Origin of the sequence: Exiguobacterium marinum DSM 16307, from assembly GCF_000620845.1 — a bacterium.
Taxonomy (GTDB): domain Bacteria; phylum Bacillota; class Bacilli; order Exiguobacteriales; family Exiguobacteriaceae; genus Exiguobacterium; species Exiguobacterium marinum.
The window spans coordinates 1853134-1871666 of record NZ_KK211189.1; the positions used below are offsets into that span (position 1 = coordinate 1853134).

General features: G+C 46.1%; 17 protein-coding genes. 3 read left to right on the forward strand and 14 right to left on the reverse strand.

Features of this window, described 5'->3' with window-relative positions:
* Positions 1-26 precede the first annotated feature (26 nt).
* Positions 27-155 carry a hypothetical protein gene (locus P400_RS15845; protein WP_026826038.1) on the reverse strand — a complete coding sequence of 43 codons (129 nt, stop codon included), beginning with the start codon at positions 153-155 and terminating at the stop codon, positions 27-29.
* Between the two features lie 60 nt (positions 156-215).
* Entirely contained in the window at positions 216-2879 is a 2664-nt protein-coding gene (locus P400_RS0109895; RefSeq protein ID WP_026826039.1) for a cation-transporting P-type ATPase, read from the reverse strand.
* A 262-nt stretch (positions 2880-3141) separates the two neighbouring features.
* Here P400_RS0109895 and P400_RS0109900 point away from each other — a divergent pair, with 262 nt between their 5' ends.
* Positions 3142-4176: a PTS sugar transporter subunit IIC gene (locus P400_RS0109900; RefSeq protein ID WP_026826040.1), complete on the forward strand. Its 1035-nt coding sequence runs from the start codon at positions 3142-3144 to the stop codon at positions 4174-4176.
* A gap of 51 nt (positions 4177-4227) precedes the next feature.
* On the opposite strand, the gene P400_RS0109905 is transcribed toward P400_RS0109900, so the two are convergent.
* The 4 genes from P400_RS0109905 to P400_RS0109920 all read right to left on the reverse strand — a co-directional run bounded on the left by P400_RS0109905 (position 4228) and on the right by P400_RS0109920 (position 7536).
* Positions 4228-5268: a lipid II:glycine glycyltransferase FemX gene (locus P400_RS0109905; protein WP_051545977.1), complete on the reverse strand. Its 1041-nt coding sequence runs from the start codon at positions 5266-5268 to the stop codon at positions 4228-4230.
* A gap of 218 nt (positions 5269-5486) precedes the next feature.
* Positions 5487-6482 carry a Gfo/Idh/MocA family oxidoreductase gene (locus P400_RS0109910; protein ID WP_026826042.1) on the reverse strand — a complete coding sequence of 332 codons (996 nt, stop codon included), beginning with the start codon at positions 6480-6482 and terminating at the stop codon, positions 5487-5489.
* A gap of 56 nt (positions 6483-6538) precedes the next feature.
* Complete coding sequence (locus P400_RS0109915) at positions 6539-7027, reverse strand: GNAT family N-acetyltransferase (protein WP_026826043.1); 489 nt, start codon at positions 7025-7027, stop codon at positions 6539-6541.
* A gap of 74 nt (positions 7028-7101) precedes the next feature.
* A complete protein-coding gene (locus P400_RS0109920; RefSeq protein WP_026826044.1) occupies positions 7102-7536 on the reverse strand; it encodes an OsmC family protein in 435 nt (144 codons plus the stop codon).
* 84 nt (positions 7537-7620) lie between these two features.
* Here P400_RS0109920 and cls point away from each other — a divergent pair, with 84 nt between their 5' ends.
* On the forward strand, positions 7621-9084 hold the full coding sequence (gene cls / locus P400_RS0109925; protein ID WP_034771076.1) for a cardiolipin synthase: 1464 nt from the start codon (positions 7621-7623) through the stop codon (positions 9082-9084).
* 46 nt (positions 9085-9130) lie between these two features.
* On the opposite strand, the gene P400_RS0109930 is transcribed toward cls, so the two are convergent.
* Positions 9131-11104, reverse strand: a complete 1974-nt coding sequence (locus P400_RS0109930) for a methyl-accepting chemotaxis protein (RefSeq protein ID WP_026826046.1) — start codon at positions 11102-11104, stop codon at positions 9131-9133.
* A gap of 236 nt (positions 11105-11340) precedes the next feature.
* Between P400_RS0109930 and P400_RS0109935 the strand changes: the two genes are divergently transcribed.
* On the forward strand, positions 11341-11976 hold the full coding sequence (locus tag P400_RS0109935) for a peroxiredoxin-like family protein (protein WP_026826047.1): 636 nt from the start codon (positions 11341-11343) through the stop codon (positions 11974-11976).
* 24 nt (positions 11977-12000) lie between these two features.
* Here the strand turns inward: P400_RS0109935 and P400_RS0109940 are convergent, their stop codons facing one another.
* The 7 genes from P400_RS0109940 to P400_RS0109970 form a co-directional block, all read right to left on the reverse strand.
* Entirely contained in the window at positions 12001-12561 is a 561-nt protein-coding gene (locus P400_RS0109940; RefSeq protein WP_026826048.1) for a GNAT family N-acetyltransferase, read from the reverse strand.
* A gap of 61 nt (positions 12562-12622) precedes the next feature.
* Complete coding sequence (locus P400_RS0109945; protein ID WP_026826049.1) at positions 12623-13270, reverse strand: alpha/beta family hydrolase; 648 nt, start codon at positions 13268-13270, stop codon at positions 12623-12625.
* A gap of 9 nt (positions 13271-13279) precedes the next feature.
* Positions 13280-14035: a UMP kinase gene (pyrH, locus tag P400_RS0109950; protein ID WP_200868280.1), complete on the reverse strand. Its 756-nt coding sequence runs from the start codon at positions 14033-14035 to the stop codon at positions 13280-13282.
* Between the two features lie 144 nt (positions 14036-14179).
* Positions 14180-14701, reverse strand: coding sequence for a GNAT family N-acetyltransferase (locus P400_RS0109955; RefSeq protein WP_026826051.1), 522 nt, complete (start codon positions 14699-14701; stop codon positions 14180-14182).
* A gap of 141 nt (positions 14702-14842) precedes the next feature.
* A complete protein-coding gene (locus P400_RS0109960; protein ID WP_026826052.1) occupies positions 14843-16753 on the reverse strand; it encodes a PTS fructose transporter subunit IIABC in 1911 nt (636 codons plus the stop codon).
* Positions 16750-17679, reverse strand: coding sequence for a 1-phosphofructokinase (pfkB, locus tag P400_RS0109965; protein WP_026826053.1), 930 nt, complete (start codon positions 17677-17679; stop codon positions 16750-16752). Before pfkB ends, P400_RS0109960 begins: the two co-directional genes overlap by 4 nt.
* Positions 17676-18419: a DeoR/GlpR family DNA-binding transcription regulator gene (locus tag P400_RS0109970; RefSeq protein ID WP_026826054.1), complete on the reverse strand. Its 744-nt coding sequence runs from the start codon at positions 18417-18419 to the stop codon at positions 17676-17678. Before P400_RS0109970 ends, pfkB begins: the two co-directional genes overlap by 4 nt.
* Between the last annotated feature and the right edge of the window lie 114 nt (positions 18420-18533).

Here is an 18533-nt window from a genome sequence, read left to right on the forward strand (position 1 = left end):
GGTTTTATTATACACAGGTAACTTGTTTATTCGTCCGACTCTTCTTCGGGATTTGGGTCAGGGTGTTGTGTCGGAGCCGGCTTCTTAGCCGGGTTCGATTCATCATCTGGAATTGGATCTGGATGTACCCCTGGTTGTGATTCATCTCGTTTCATCGTATCCCTCCTTCGTCGTTACTCCATTTGTTTATCCGTTTTCTACATACATGAAACGTATTAGTGAATGTTTTGATTTCCGATCACTCGTCTTGAGATAGCTTTTTCGATTTCAACGATGACAAACACCACGGCTCCAAATGCCACTGGGTAAATCCAATCTTCCCACGTAAGTGGTGCAGTCCCGAACAGCGTATGCATGAACGGCACGTACGTGATGAACAATTGAAGAGCGATGAGTAAACCTGATACGAGGAAAGCGATCTTATTGTCGAAGAACCGACGATTGAACGCAGGGACCAACTCGGTGCGACAGTTATATAAATGGAACAACTGTGCCATGACGATTGCATTTAAGGTAATTGTCTGTAATTTCTCGGTTGAATAATCGAAATCACCGAGCATGTAATTAATCCACAAACTACCTCCTCCAATCAATATCGACACGAATGTGACACGGAAAATGTAATAGCGACTGAGAAGTGGCACGTTCGCCGGTCGTGGAGGACGCTTCATCGTGCTCTCTTCAAGAGGTTCAAAAGCAATTGCCAGTGATAAGGTAATTGCGACGACCATGTTCACCCATAAAATTTGAACAGGACTGAGTGGTGCTGCTGCCCCAAGCAAGATACTCATCGCAACGAGTAACGCCTGTCCACCGTTTGTAGGGAGTAAGAAGAGGATTGTTTTCTTCAAGTTATCATATACTCGGCGACCTTCACGGACGGCGTTATAGATTGTTTTGAAGTTATCATCGACTAGAACCATCTGAGAGGCTTCTTTTGCGACTTCCGTCCCTTTGATTCCCATCGCCACCCCAATATCTGCACGTTTTAAGGCTGGAGCGTCATTGACGCCGTCTCCAGTCATCGAGGTGATCAACCCGTTCTCTTGTAACCCTTTGACGAGTCGAAGTTTATCGTTCGGGCTCGTTCTCGCGAACACGTCATTATGAACGGACGCCTCTTTGATTTCTTCATCGGACATATCCGTCAATTCGCGGCCTTCGAGCGCTCCTTCAACTTCCATACCGAGCTCTTTTGCGATTGCGACAGCCGTGTCCTTATGGTCACCCGTAATCATTTTAATTCGGATGCCAGCATCACGACACGCGGCAACAGCATCGATCGCCTCTTGTCGTGGCGGATCGACGATACCGAATAACCCGAGGAAAGTCAGACTATTTTCAACATCTTCATGGTCAATCGATTGTTTCGAACTGTCAACTCTCTTGAAACCGGCACCGAGGACACGTTGACCTCGGTCAGCAATTTCTTTACGTTTATCGTCCCAATACTCTTCAGTGAAATCTTCAGAAGATGCCATCTCAAATAGACGGTCAGGTGCACCTTTGACGAAAATCATGCGCTCTCCTTTATAATCGACGAGCGTAGCCATGTACTTGTATTCAGAATCAAATGGGATTTTGGAGATGACTTTAAGTCGTTCGATCGGACGTTCCGCTTTTTCTGCGACAGTCAGTAAACAAGCTTCGGTCGGATCCCCATTGATGACCCAACCCCCATCCTCTTCGTTCAACTGTGCATCGTTACACGTCTTTCCGACAGTCAAAAGGTCAATCATCGATTCATCGTCATCCAAATCAAACGGTTGACCGTTCAATTCTAGGTCTCCGTTCGGTGCATATCCACTTCCTGAGACTTCAATGTCATGTTTCGCCGTCACGATTTGTTTGACGGTCATCTCATTCTTCGTTAACGTACCGGTCTTATCCGTACAGATGACGGATACTGCGCCTAACGTCTCGACAGATGGTAAGCTTCGAACAATCGCTTTCTGTTCAGCCATATTCCGAACTCCGAGCGCTAAGATAATGGAGATGACAGCTGGTAATCCTTCTGGGATTGCTGCGACTGCCAGACCAATCGTCGTCAGCATCAGTTCGACAGGTTCATAATCTCTCATGAAATAACCAAATGCATAAATCACCACAGAGATGATTAAGATGGCAATCGATACGGTTTGACCAAATTTCGTCGTCTGACGAATGAGTGGTGTCTTGACGGTTTGTACTTCTGAGATGGATGCATTGATTTGCCCAAGCTCAGTTCCTTCGCCGATTGCTGTAACAATCGCTTTAGCGCTACCTGTCGCCACACTCGTTCCTGAGTAGACCATGTTCTTACGGTCAGCGAGTACGGCTTCTTCATTGACGACATCCGGTTTTTTCTCGACCGTTGTCGCTTCACCGGTCAGTGCGGACTCCTCTACTTTGAACTTTTCTGCCCGAACAACCCGGGCATCGGCTGGCACTTTATCACCAGCTGCGAGGACGAGTACATCTCCGACGACGAGGTCACTCGAGTCGATTTCGGATTGTTTCCCGTCACGAATGACGGTCGCTTTCGTTTCCAGCAACTTTTTGATTCCTTCTAGTGCTTCTTCCGCTTTGTTCTCTTGTAAGTATCCAACGACACCGATGACCGTGACGACTAAGACGATAACAATCGTATCGATATATTCACCAAGAAAACCGGTGACAACTGCCGCACCGATCAAGACGTACACAAGAATGTCATTAAATTGTCTTAAGAACTTTATGATTTCAGGCGTTTTCTCTTTCTCCGGTAACACGTTTTTACCGAACTCTTCCTGACGACTTGTGACACTTTCTTTCGAGAGCCCCGTTTCGATATCAGTCTCCACTCTTGCTTTTACTTCATCTACTTCGAGAGCATGCCACTGTCTGTCTGCATTCTGCATGATTCTTCCTCCTCGACCAATACTTTATGAACAGTCTTTCCTCTACCTGTTCCCAATCTGATGCGGCTCGACACGTCAAAACTTGTACAATTGATGTCATTTTCAAAGTAAGCGCTACCATGATTCTTTGTTTCTTCATGTAAACGATATCATGCTTCAATTTTGATTTTTCTCGTCAAAATGGCTTTACAGAAGCGTTTCTATCATTGAATATAGAAGAAATTATGAATGAATACAGATAGATAGAAAGAAGGAAGAGTTTATGGTCATTATTCAAGGAGTTGCACTCTTACTGCTCATCCTGGCCTTGTTCACACTTTTCAGCTACAAGGCACCATTCGGAATGAAAGCGATGGGCGCCTTGGCAGGTGCGGCAATCGCAAGTTTCCTTGTCGAAGCGTTCAACGCCTACGCCATCGGAGGATTACTGCCACTTCCTTTATATGAAGAGGTCGGGCAGGCAGCCGGTTCGTTATCAGGTCCTGCTGCGGCGGCACTCGTTGCCATCGCACTCGGGATCAACCCCGTATATAGTATGATGATTGGATTATCCGTGTCTGGATTCGGTATCCTTCCTGGATTTTTCGCAGGATATATCCTTGCCTTAGTTGGTACACGCATCAATCGCTATCTTCCGACCGGGGTCGATATGATCTTCTACGTCATTGTGATGGCTCCACTCGCACGACTCGTCGCAATCGGCGTAGACCCACTTGTGTCAAACACTCTCGCTCAAATTGGTGCAGTCATTGAACTCGCGGCGACGCAAAACCCGGTCGTCATGGGGCTCGTGCTAGGAGGAATTGTCACTGTCGTGTCGACGTCCCCTCTCAGTTCGATGGCTTTAACAGCGATGCTCGGCTTGACAGGTGTGCCGATGGCAATTGCCGCACTTGCATTGACCGCATCGATCTCGATGAATTACTTGTTGTTCCGTCAATTGAAGATTGGAACGAAGAAAGATCAACTATCAGTTGCAATTGAGCCGTTGACTCAAGCTGATTTAATTTCCGCAAACCCAATTCCTATTTATAGTGTGAACTTTGTGGGTGGGGCTGTCGCAGGACTGATCGTGGCAATGACGGGTATGATCAATGATGCTCCTGGTTCAGCTGCGGGTATCCCGGGACTTCTCGTTATGTATGGATTCAATGACTGGCAAACGGTCACAATCACAGCTGTCGTTTTATTCATCTTAGGAATCGGTTTTGGTTTGATCGGAAGCCGCCTATTTAAAAACTTCCCAATCGTCCGTCATACTGAAAAAGTCGAATCGACAGAAGAAGATGCTGCATAACCAAAACAATCGATGCACGGAACGTTCAAGCGTTCTGTTGCATCGATTGTTTTATTTTGTCGATGAAAGTGGCGTATCAATCTTTACAGGTGCTCGATACATCGGAAAGTAATCAGACATTCCATGCAGTTGAATATGGGCATCGTTTAACCTTTGATACACATCGTCCTTTAGAATACTTTTTCCAATATAATAAGTGAGCGGTTCTTCTCCAGAGAAACTCGATTTAAAATCGTAGAGAGCATCCTGTCCTGTCACCCCCCCACCAAGGTGCAAGTATACTTTTCCTTTATCACTTGAACGGCGAATCATCTCACTAAACAGAAAATGGTTTGGCCGGAGTGGCAAAAAGTTATTTAACGATCCACCTAGATGATAATGAGCACCTGTCTCTCCATACAACAGCAACACTCCTGCAATCACGCTTTCACCATGAAGCGCAAATAAAAACTCGGCTTCAAACGACTCACTCGTGAGCAATTTTCTAAAATACGAAGTTGAATAATAATAATCATCATTCGCTGAACGACGATTCATGGTTTCTTCATATAATCTTATAAATGTTTGAATGTCTTCAGCGCCACCTTGTACAACGGTCAATTGTTCACGCGTCGCCCGTTTTACATTACGCTTCGTCATTTTATGAAATCGCTCTGTCAACTGTTCATAAGGTTTATCCAGCTGAACATGGACTGTTTTTCGAATAGGGAAAGCCTGTCCAAACGTTTTCATGATGGCTTCATCTATTCTAAGCGGATGGTAGCGAATTGTCTCTGTGACAGTCATTCCGTTTTCTTCTCGTAATAAAAAGGTATGGCGAGCGACCTTTACTTCGTCATCTGTGAACTCTCCTACTCGAAATGGTCCACCATAACCATAGGCTGTCACGAGATCATCATACCGCTGATCGATTCGTCTTCGGATATATGGATATATCAACATCCCCTTTGATGTATTGGCGACAAAAAGTTCTGGCGAGTCATGTGATCCACAATTCACTTTGACATAATCATAACTGTCATATACATCACATTGTGTTTGACTTAACCAATATTCCCACTCGGCTCGGTCTTTGATGATTCTTGTTTCCATCATCTCACCCCTTTATAAGTGATTTTCTTAACTATTTTTCCCATTTGAGGATGAGTACACAGATGAATAATGTAACTTTTTATTATTAACAATCAATTTCGGTACAGTGTAGTTTACGAAAAACATATCACTATTTCTTTCGTATGTTGATTCACTCACAATTAAAAAACGGACCCGCTATATAGCGAATCCGCATGTTGAAGGATATAGATACGACATCAGTCCACCGTGATTACTACACCTGTTTCACTCGATTGACGAGCAAGTTCAATAATTTGTGTTGTCAATGCGGCATCTTTTAAAGAGACAATCGGGCGTCGTGTCTGATAACTTTCCGCCAACTGGTGATAATAAGTGAGGTAGCTTCCCTTCTCAACTTGAATCGTTTCAACATCTTCGACAGACAGGATACCAGTTTCTAAAATATCAGTTTCTAATTCCCCATCCTTCAGCGCCTCTTCCTGGGGATCAAGACCGTATTTCACAAAGCTTCCATTCGTCCCATGCAGTTCAAAACGTGGAGTTTCTCCTGCGATGAACGGGTTTGAACGAAGATAGACTCGCTTATTTCCGTAATAGAGCGTCACATGAAACCCATCGTCAGATTGTCCACCCTCTCGTTGAGTCATCACATCTGCTTGAATTCGATCAGGCTTTCCAAACAAAACGAGCGTTTGATCGATGAGATGACTTCCTAAATCAAATAAGATGCCTGAGCCCGGTCCTGCATTTTCCCGCCAACGGTCACGTACATTCGGTCGGAAGCGATCAAATCGTGATTCCATTACTTTCCAATCACCTATTGCGTTTGAGTCAAGCAACGACTTAATCGTTAAGAAATCACCATCAAAGCGACGATTTTGATACACATTGACGATTTGACCCGTCTCCGCCTCAAGTTTTATTAACTCATATCCTTCTGCAGTCGTCAGAAAGGCTGGTTTCTCTACTAATACGTCTTTACCTGCTCGTAGACAAGAAGCGACCATCTCTTTATGTAAGTAAGAAGGTGTCGTGATAATGAACAAGGATGCATCTGCTTGTAATGCTTCCTCTAACGTCTCATATACATTAGCTTCTGGTAGTTTGGCGTGAACTTCGCTCGGACGCGTTGAGACGACTCCAACCACTTCAAATGAGTCAACGGTATTTAAGAACGGGAGATGAAATGTGTTCGCAGAAAAGCCGAACCCCACTAAGATAGTTTTAATCATGGAAAACTCCTCCTTTTCGCTTTAATCATTATATCAAAAAAAGGGTCCAAAGACCCTCATGCACTCATACTCTCATCTAATCTGTATTCGAACGTATTGTACCCGTTTCGGGAGTCAACATAGACGAAACCAAAACGTGGATAATAACTATTGAGGAATTCATTATCAGCGACACAGTCGAGTCGGATCGGCTCATCCTCGTCGGCCGACTGTAACACGTGCTCCATGAGTTGCTGTCCAACCCCGCGTCCTTTTAACTTTTCACTGACGACGATTCGATGGATGTATTGTCCATACTCACTGTCATCCCATAAATTGTCGTCCCATTCATCAGGAGGCAACAATGCGATTGAAGCTAAAATTTGTTGATTATCTTCAAAGACATATACACTGCCTTCCGTAATATCAGTGAGCACACGCTCCACGAGGTCCTGTTCCAAATATTCGGTCCACTGGTCGCTTCCCTGTTCATTTAGCGCTACGGCTCGTTGTTCGATTAGGTTCGCGATGCTCTTGGCATCGCGCTTCGTCGCGAGTCGAATCATAACGTCCTCCTTTAATTACACAGTATTTGAAATACAAATATAACGGAGAACACTATGTCTTTCAACCATCTTGCTCACTCTTTCATTTCAAACGGAATGACTCCATTATCGTTTAATTGATAACTATAGGACAATGTCGCGTTCAGACTGTGTGAAACGGAACAATATCGTTCAACAGACAGTTCGATTGCCCGTCGAACCCGCTCTTCCGACATATCGCCTTTCAAAATATATAAGATGTGAATGGCTGTAAAGCGTTTCGGATGTTCGATTGCACGAACCCCATCAATCTTCATCTCGAACGACTCGAGCGGTTGACGCATCTTATGCAAAATCGATACGATATCGATTCCCGTGCAGGATGCAGTTGCGTGAAGTAACATCTCGGTCGGGCGAGGACCGGTGTCATGTCCCCCAACATCCTCTGACGCGTCGAGTGTGATCTTGTGTCCCGAAGGCGTATGCGTTTCAAACGCCATCCCTTGCTTCCATACGACTTCCATATCCATCGTCTACTCCCCCTATTTCATTTGATAGCAATCTATTCCCTCATTTGATGTATGATTAAGCTACAAATTGATTTTTAGGAGTGTATGTCGTTGAATTTGTCCATTTTATTCAGCTGGGGACTGTATATCGTCCTTGGGTTAAACCTGTTGTTCGCACTCGCTGTCATCTTTGCCGAAAGAAGGGACGTCGGGGCGACCTGGGCCTGGTTGCTCGTCCTATTCTTTTTACCGGTGCTCGGCTTTATCATCTACCTCTTTCTCGGACGACAACTCAAGAAGGATAACTTCTACAACTTGAGTGTGGAAGAGCGTTCTTTCCATGCGCTTCAAGTAGAATCACAAATCGAACAGATTCATGCCCGAGAAACATTGCTCGCTCAGCCATTGTTTGAAAAGTACGATCAATTGCTTCAAATGAATTTACGTTCAGCTAAATCATTGATTAGCGTACATAATCGTTCCCTCATCTTGCACGATGGTGAACAAAAATTCAAAGCGCTAATGGATGATATCCGCTCTGCCGAAACCGAGATTAACATTCAATACTACATCATTCAACGTGACGCCCTCGGCCAAGCACTTTTGAAGGAATTGATTGAGCGTGCGAAAGCCGGTGTCAAAGTACGACTCCTTTATGATGCGGTCGGATCTCGGAGCCTTCGAAACTCCGACTTTAAAGAGTTGATTGCGAACGACGGAGAAGTCCGTGTTTTCTTCCCACCTACTCTCGGAATGATCAACTTTAAACTGAACAATCGAAATCACCGTAAGGTCGTCATCATTGACGGGAAGATTGGATATGTCGGCGGCTTCAACGTCGGCACCGAATATCTCGGACTCGTCGAAAAATTTGGCTATTGGCGCGACACGCATTTGCGGGTTGAAGGTGACGTCGTCTATCATCTTCAACACCGTTTCATCTTGGATTGGAACTATTCAGGTCATCGCGACCACGAACCAGAAAATACATTTTCTTTTGCGCGACACGAGATTAAAGACAAGTCTCCAATGCAAATCGTCACGAGTGGACCGAACTCGGATACGGAACATTTAAAGAATATGATGGTGAAGATGATCATGTCGGCAAAACGACGGGTCGTCATTCAAACGCCTTACTTCATACCTGATACAAGCTTCATGGATGCTTGTAAGATGGCGTTACTCTCCGGGATTCAAATCGATATCATGATTCCCGGAAAACCGGATCACCCGTTCGTCATGTGGGCATCCCTCTCTTTCCTCGGAGAGTTGCTCAATTATGGTGCGAACGTCTACTTGTATGATGAAGGATTTCTGCACGCAAAAATCCTAGTCGTCGATGATGAGATCGCGACCGTTGGGACGACGAATTTAGATGCCCGAAGCTTCCGTCTCAACTTTGAAGTGAACGCTCTCATTTATGATGAACGTGTCGCCCTCGAACTCGTCTCTTTGTTTGAAACCGACACCGCGGTCAGCCGAGTTTATACGATGGAAGACTATGAAACCCGTAAATGGACGGTCCGTGCACGGGAAGGGGTGTCACGACTCCTCAGTCCGATTTTATAAGAACGACGACATGAGGCAGAGCAAAGCGCTCTGCCTCATTGGTGTTTCAAAGTTTAAAGCGTGAAACGAGTTCTTGAAGTTCCTCCGCCATCGTTGCGAGTGATTTTGCTGATTGTGACACTTCTTCAATCGACTTCAATTGGTCATCAGTCGTCGCTGCGACTTGTTTTGAGACATTGGAGTTTTCGTCGGCGATGTCAGCGATTTGTGACGCGGTCGCGGCCACTTCCTGAACGTTCGCCGCAATCTCCTCGACAGTTGCGGTCACATCTTCGATGCGCGGTGTCATCGCGACTGTACGCTCTTTAATTTTCTCGAAGCGGTCTGCTGTCATCTCAGATGACGTCAATCCTGCTTTCGTATGAGTAGATACTTCTTTCATCAAGTGAACGGATTGTTCCGTCTCATGTTTGATCCGGTCAATCAGTCCTGCGATTTGTTTTGTCGACTGTTGTGACTGTTCGGCAAGCTTTCGGACTTCGCTCGCGACGACCGCGAACCCTTTTCCATTCTCACCTGCACGTGCCGCTTCAATCGCAGCGTTCAAGGCCAATAGGTTCGTCTGTTCTGCAATGCCGTTGATGACCGTGACGATTTCTCCGATTTCATTCGAACGATTCGCCAACGACTGAATAACCCCTTCAAACGTCACGACTGACGCATCGATTGCCTGCATCTGCTTGACGTTCTCTTTTACGGTCGTCGATCCGTCCTCGGCTTCATTTGACGTTTCACGCGACAGTTCGGATACATCCATCGAGCTCTCCGAGATGCGCATGATACCGGATGTGATTGCTTGAAGTGATGTCGCATTGTCGTCGAGTTGTCGCTTCGACCCATCGGCGCTGAGCGCCATTTGATCGACCGCTTGAACAATTTGCTCCGACGACATGGTATTTTGTGCCGAGTTGGCCATCAGTTCTTGAGAAGATGCGGCCACTTGACTGATTGAATCATCGAGATGAAGTAACACCATACGGAGTGAATCGCTCATTTCGTTAAAACTTTCTGAGACACGACCGATTTCATCGTTCGATGAGACGGTAATCGGCTCTGTCAAATCACCTGCCTTGATCCGTTCTGCTCCCTCAGTCAATACACGCAATGGACGTAAGATTGAACGAAGGACGAAGTAGAGAAGGATGGCTGCGACACCAAACATTCCGATGATGACAAATCCAGTCGTCCAGAGGATACCGACCGTCTCGTCCTGAATCTCACCGTCATATAAAGTACCTGCAATCTTCCATCCTGTGATCGGGTTCGTTGCGAACGCTTTCTCAACACCTTCCCCGTTCTCAGTTGCAGATAGAATACCCTCTTCCTCGGCAAAGAGAGATTTCGCCCAAGGCTCAGTTATTTTTTCACCGACAGCCGTCGACGGATGGATGACAACTTGTTCTGCCTCGTCGAAGATGGCAACGTATCCTTCTTTACCGATTTGAATGGTTGACGCCACTTCAGCTATATCGTTCACATCGACGTCAACAGCGACCACACCACTACCGTCTGAAGTCTTCTTCGATACGGTAATCATCATTTTTTGAGAAGAGGCATCGACATACGGATTCGTGATGGCGACATCTTGTCCACTTGCTTCAGCCGCTTCATACCAAGGACGAATTCGTGGGTCGTATCCTTCTGGCAATCCCTGCTCAGGATAGATTGTCATCGCGCCTTCCGCTGAAGCAAAGTAAATGTTCGTCACTTTTGGATGCGTCTCTAAATACTCGGTAAACTTCTCTGCTAACGCCTGATTCTCTTCTCCTTCTTCATAAATCGAAGCATCAATCCGATTCGCAAAAAACGAGATGTCCGTTTGAATCGGCTCGATGAGGTTCGTGACCTCATTGTTCATCCGGTCTACCCCCGAATTGGCAGACTGGATCATTTGAGACTCAATCTTCCCTTTCGCCTGCGAATAAGCGACGATTCCAATCAATGTGGCTGGAATGAGTAATAATAGAACGGATAAGACAATCAACTTTTGCTTGATACTAATCGTACGTTTCTGTTTCATAAAACATCTCCTACCTCGAATAAAGTGTTCAAGGAGTGTCGTCGACCTACCGAGTCCTCCTTGGGTTATTCACAATATCGGTTAAGAAATATATATTTTAATAGTTGATTGAATTATTCGAAAATTATTTTTCGGAACTTGAAATGGAGTTTCATACGTACAATATAAAATTTAAAACCAAATTATTCGAATTAAATATAAAATTGAGTTAACCTATCAGGAAAGGGGGTAAAAATATGAATTCATTATTGGAAGAAATTAAAAGTTATAAGGAACAGTTCAAACAAAAAGCACCTGCCGAGAAGCAACGATTGATGGCAAAGGCAACGCAGGAATTGAAAGATTCGGGAATGGCGTCAGGATTAAGAGTAGGTGAGTCAGCACCTCTGTTTGAATTGCCTCACGCGGACGGAACAAAAGTCGAGTTGCAGTCGTTGCTTGAAAAAGGACCTGTAATTGTCACGTTTTATCGTGGCGGATGGTGTCCATACTGTAACCTCGAGCTTCGCGCATACCAGCGCGAGTTGGCAACGATTCAAGAAAAAGGGGCGACTCTTGTCGCAATCAGTCCTGAGACGCCGGATTATTCCCTTTCAACGAAAGAAAAGAACGAACTTGATTTTTACGTATTGAGCGACGGGGATAATCAAGTCGCACGCCAATTCGACCTCGTCTTTGACATGCCGGATTACTTGATCGACGTTTATAAGGCGTCTGGGCTACACGTCGACGCACATAATGGGAACGAGGATTGGCAGTTGCCGAAACCGGCCACGTTTATTATAGAGTCAGACGGAACGATTTCATTCAGTGACGTCCCTGCGGATTATACAGAACGTGTCGACCCGTTGACGGTGATTGGAAAATTGTAAAATAAAAAGAGGTGGCGCGTCACGTCATCTCTTTTCCCATTCGCATTTTTCATCCATTTGATTGACAAACTCCTCGTGCAACATGGCGTACACCATGCTATCGGTCCATTCATTCTTATTCCAATAGTCTCTCAAGAAATGAGCTTCTTTTCTCATTCCAACCCGTTCGCATAATTTCTGGGAAGCTACATTTCTGGCGTCGAGATTGGCTTGTACCCGATGTAGATTGAGCTTTGTGAACAACTCCTCTAGCAATCCGCTCACTGCCTCCGTCGCATATCCTTTTCCTGAATGTGAATCAGAAAAACAATACCCGATCTCTACCGTATCTTTCATACCCGTGTACCAAACTGTGAGATCCCCAATCACTTCATCTTGATGTACGACTGCTAAATTCAACGTACTAGTCTCGGTAAGAGTAGAATTCGTTAGTTTTTTATCAAATTCTTTCTTCCTGTTTTCAGACGTCCATGGCTCATGCAAAAGATATCTGCATATTTCTGGTTTTGAATACATTTCGAATGTAGCATGCAAGTCTTTCTCCATAAATGGTCTGATTTCTAAACGCTCAGTGGTAAATTTCACGTCGACTCCTCCCTTACATTTGATTGCGATCTCCCCATGAAACTCTCCTCCGGTTCACGACCTATGAGGACATGATAAATTGCTCCACTCGCTTGAGAAGAGTTTCAAGTAGCCGAAGTGACTCGTATGTGTTACCTGTGTACTCGAGACTGTGATTCATCTGCTCGACAATCTCGAGTTCAGTCAATGCTAGATGTTCAAGATGCTCGATTCGTTCCAGTACATAATGTTGGTCCGCTGTTCCCATGAGAACCATCTGTTGACCTTTATGAGACTGGATCGCTTCATATATGTCGTCTCGTTTCAATAAAGGTGTCAACCAAATCAGTTTAGCATCATGAAACACGTTTCGGGTGAATTCACTTGCCATCGCAACCGTACCGAGCGATTTTCCGATGATGATGTATCGTCGAACGGAATCAGTATGTAGGATTTGATCGAGGACGAGTCGAACATCATCAACAATCGCCTTAAATACATCGACTGAATCATACCGCTCGTCCCGATAGTTATAGTTGACTTCGAGAACGTTCAACCCCCTCTCTAAGCACAATCCAGTCGTATAGCGAAACATTGGAGAATCATTTGTATATCCGTATCCGGGCAACAAAATCACGAGTGTGTCGGATGACGAATCAGGCTGCAGGTACGAATATGCGACGGGTATTCCGTTTGTCCCAATGACGTGACCATCTGTTACTTCATACATGCTGTCTCCTCAATTCTGCAAAAGTTGCGTTTCATGGTGATGAATCATCGTCCCAATGGTCTCTCCTTGGAGAATCCGATGAATGGCGTTTCGCTCCTTGAAGTCGAACAAGTGGATCGGCAAACCGTGATCTCTTGCGAGAAGCAATGCCGATTGATCCATCACTTTCAAATCATTCGAAATGACATCGTTATAATGTAGGGTTTCATATTGACGAGCGTCCGAATCCAAACGAGGATCTCGGTCATATACGCCGGAGACACCGTTCTTTGCCACGAACAAGGCATCGCATCCCACTTCGATGGCACGCTGAACAGCCGGATAGTCTGAAGAGACGAACGGTTGACCGTTACCGCCTGCAAAAATGACGATATATCCTTTTTTCAAATGATTGATGGCTCGAAGTTGAATGTATGGCTCGGCTACACTCGGCATTGGAATCGACGTCATAACGCGCACTTCTCGAGTGGTATCTCGTTTCAAGATACCACGTAGCATCAATGAATTCATGACTGTCCCGAGCGTCCCGATACTGTCAGCCTCCACTCGATTGATCCCCCACGCTTCTGCTTGATTCCCGCGAAAGAGATTTCCCCCACCGACCATGACACATACTTCAACCCCGCTTTTTGCGAGTGACAATATCTCCTCTGCAATCAGGCTGAGACTCATTTCGTCAAAATTATCCATTCTATCACCAGCTAGAGCGGCTCCACTTAACTTGATACAAATTTTTCGGTGCTTCAATGTCTCCCAACCCTTCATTTGGAAATTTTTGTTCAATTCAGTATAGAAGAGATTGTTTGATTGAACAATAGTATTTCCAATTGATTTATAATGACATTTCTTTATTTTCTTTCCTACATCGGGCACAAAAAAAGACCGTAGAATACACTACAGTCAGTAAGCTTAAGCCCCTAATATTGAACCGTGACGAGTCTTTTCCCATCCATACGCCACTTCTCGGAGCATCAATTCGCCAAACTCTCGATCTTTTTGGTCGATGACCTGCCCCTGTTTTCGCTCATAAAACGTTCGGAACGGATTCATCTCAAGTGCCCAGATCAAGAGACCTGCTTCACACATCGATTGCACGGCATGTTCAAGGAGAGCGGACCCGATTCCGTTCCCTTGATGGTTCTCTAAAATATAAATGGCATACACTTCGTTCGTATGGTCTGGATACTCACCCGTACGTTCTTCTCCGTATAGGACGAAGCCCACAATCTCGTCATCGACAATCGCCACAAAGCCGGCTACCTCTTGACGACGAAGTGCTGTCCGCAACCGTTCTGCCCATTCGATGGAACCGGACGAAAGTTTCAATAAGTACTCGGTCGGTACGATCCCCCGATAGGTCGTGCGCCATCCGTTCACACGCACTCTCGCAATCCCATATACATCGTCTGGTTTGGCGACCCGAATGTCCAATGTGACCCCCTCCTACCCGAATCTTTACAAATAGTTTACCACAAATCCCCAACATGCAATCTCGAATTATGTGAATTCTATTCGATCACCTATCATAAAAAAATAGACGCTACCTCTACTGAGGCAGTGTCTATTCACTAATTACGCAACTTCTTTTGACTGAACCGGTGTAGCCGTTGTTAACGGTTTTTTCAAGAACGAGAGGAGCAATGCTCCGACCACTGCACCTGCCAAGATGGCGAGTGCGTAAAGACCCATACTCACCGCGACGTTTCCAGCTCCTTCAAGAAGTGGGAAGACGAAGATTCCACCGTGTGGCGCCGGCAATTGAATCGTGAAGAATGCGGACAATCCGCCTGCGATGGCAGAACCGAGAATCGCTGATGGAAGAACGCGAATCGGGTCCGCAGCTGCGAATGGGATCGCCGCTTCCGTGATAAACGAAGCTCCCATGATATAAGCGGTTTTTCCTGCTTCGCGCTCTTGTTTCGAGAACTTTTGACGAGCGAAGACTGTTGATGCGAGTGCGACGAGGAGTGGTGGTACCATCCCTCCAGCCATGACCGCTGCCATGACTTCTTGGTTACCCGCTGTAAGTGCTGCCGTACCGAAGACGTACGCTGTCTTGTTGATCGGACCACCCATATCGACTGCCATCATCCCACCGACGATGACTCCTAAAAGGATGGCGTTCGCGCCACTCATGCTGTTCAACGTATCCATCAACCATGTCATGAGTGCTGCAATCGGTTCATTGACGACGAGCAACATGACCATACCTGAGATAAACGAACCGAGTAACGGATACAAGAGGACTGGTTTGATTCCTTCAAGTGAAGCAGGCAATTTTGCGAGTGCTTTTTTCAAGAACAGGACGACATAACCTGCCAAGAAACCAGCGATGAGACCACCGAGGAATCCTGCGTTCCCTTGACTTGCGAGTACCCCGGCCACGAGACCTGGTGCGAGACCTGGGCGATCGGCGATCGACATCGCGATGAAACCGGCGAGAATCGGAACGAGGAAGCCGAATGCAGCTCCACCGATTGTCATCAACTGTGCAGCAAATTCATTGTAAGACGGGTCATCCGGGTTGGCGGAGTTGATGCCCCAGAAGAAGCTGATGGCAATCAAGAGTCCACCTGCGACAACGAGTGGAAGCATCGCGGATACACCGCTCATCAAGTGCTTGTACACGCCTGTACGTTGCTCTTTCGAAGCACCACCTGACGATTTCGAAGCCTCATATACCGGCGCATCTTGTTTCACCGCACGATTGATGAGTTCTTCCGGTTTCCGAATCCCTTGTGCAACAGGAACTTCAATGACTCGTTTACCAGCGAAGCGATCCATTTCAACAGCCTTGTCCGCTGCGACGATGATTGCTGTTGCCCGGTCAATGTCCGCGCGCGTCAATTCATTTTTGACGCCAGTCGACCCGTTCGTTTCGACTTTGATGTCGACGCCCATCGCTTCCGCTTTTTGCTTCAAGCTATCTGCTGCCATATACGTATGAGCGATACCGGTCGGACAAGCCGTGACCGCCAAAATGAACGGTGCATCCGTGTTTGTCGGTTTGACGACCTCTTGCTTCTCTTCTGCTGCTTCTTTTTCTTCGATTGCACGGATGACATCGTTTTCAGAAGTAGCCGCATAGAGCCGTTCCTGGAATGCAGGGTCCATCAAGTAAACTGAAAGTTTAGAGAGTGTTTCAAGGTGTTCATTATTGGCGTTTTCGCCTGCCGCAATCATGAAGAAGAGGCGGCTCGGTTGTCCGTCTAACGCTTCGTAGTCGACACCTTCCGAGCGACCGAACGCGATCGCTGGTGACTTGACTGCACTCGTTTTCGCGTGCGGGATGGCAATGCCTTCACCGAGCCCAGTCGTGCTCTCGCTTTCACGTTTTAGGATCGCATCGCGATAACCGTTGCGGTCCGATAGTTTACCGGCGCGGTCGAGGACATCGACAAGTTCTTCGATGACCTCACGCTTAGAACTCGCGCTTAGATTCAATTGAATCGTGTCGAGTTGGAGCAAGTCCGTGATTTTCATGTTGTTTCCTCCATTCGTTTAAGTGGTGTGAGTTGTACTTGATCGATCAAGCGATCGATCTCTTGTTTCGAACATAGACCGAACGTATATGCAGATGCGCTTCCTGTCGTGACCGCATATCGAAATGCTTCTTGTTCGCCTTTTTCTTTCACATTCGCGACAAATCCGGCGACGAGCGAGTCTCCTGCACCGACCGAATTGACGAGCTTCCCTGTCGGTGTGTTTGCTGTGACGGCTCCGTCCTTGTTAACGAGTAGCGCCCCGTCTCCCGCAAAGGAGATGATGACATTTTTCGCCCCACGTTTGACGAGTTGTTCCGCATAAGGAAGAGCTTCCTCGAATGTTTCAATTTCGGTATCAAACAATTCACCTAATTCATGGTGGTTCGGTTTGATCATGAGTGGTTCGAGGGCGAGCACTTCGAGCATGGCTTCTTTCGTCGTATCAACGACAAAGTCAGCCCCTTTTTCGCGAATCGATTCGGCAATCGTCCGATATAGCGAGTCTGGTAAGTTACTTGGAATACTACCCGCGAGGACGACGATATCGCCTTTTTGAACCTGATCGAACTTGGCCGTCAATTGTTCGAGCTCATACTCTGTGATATTCGGTCCGCTCGCATTCAGTTCCGTTTCCTCTTTCGCTCGAATCTTGACGTTGATCCGGGTGCTTCCATTCACCTCTACGAAATCGGTGTGTACACCGTGATCGACGAGTGACTTTTTAATGAAGTCACCTGTCGTCCCACCGATGAAACCAAGTGCCTTTGTGTCTTGTGCATACTCCCGGAGAACGATTGAGACGTTGATGCCTTTCCCACCTGCTCGCTCTGTCGTCTCTTCGATTCGGTTCACTTCTCCTAGATGTACTTTAGGTAATGTTACGTAGTAATCAATAGAAGGGTTGAGTGTTAACGTATAAATCATTTCGCATTCACCACCTTTGTGATTGTTTGGATGGAACTCATTGACTCATCGCTTGATGTGATCAACTGTGCGGCATCTAACGTCGCAACTCGGCTGAACGTCCGTTTCCCGATTTTCGATGCGTCAGCGAGTACGAAGGACGTTTGTGCCAATTCGATTGCCGTTTTTTTGACAAGCGCTTCTTCTGGGTCTGGGGTCGTGTAACCCGCATCAAGGTCGATTCCGTTCATTCCGAGAAAGGCGAGGTCGACTCGATAATTCATCATGCTCTCGCGTGCGTTATACCCGACAAGTGCTTGGGTGGAACGCTTTAATTCTCCGCCAATCACAAACGTCTTAATATCAAGATCAAATAATTCATTCGCAATCGGTAGACTGTTTGTGACGACGACGATTTTCTTCCCTTCTAAAAATGGAACCATCGCCTGAGTGGTTGTACCGGCATCTAAATAGATCGACATCCCGTCTTCGATGAATGTCGCGGCCTTCCGTGCAATCGCAACTTTTTCATCTACGAACCGATCTCGCTTCTCTTCAAACGTCGGTTCTTCATCTGGAGTCGCAATGAGTGTTGCTCCGCCGTGAACCCTTGCCAAATATCCTTCCTCTTCGAGGTCCGTCAAATCTCGACGGATCGTCGACTCGGACGAATCGGTCAAATCAACCAGTTCTTTCAATTTGACGACCTTTTGTTCAGATAAGCGTTGCAAAATCAACTGATGTCGTTGTTTCGTTAACATCTTGTTCCCTCCATACGTCTAATATAAAGCGTTTTCATTATGAAAACAACTAAAATCATTCAAAAACGTCCACATTCATTCAACTCGTCACAATTATAACACAAAAAACGGTCA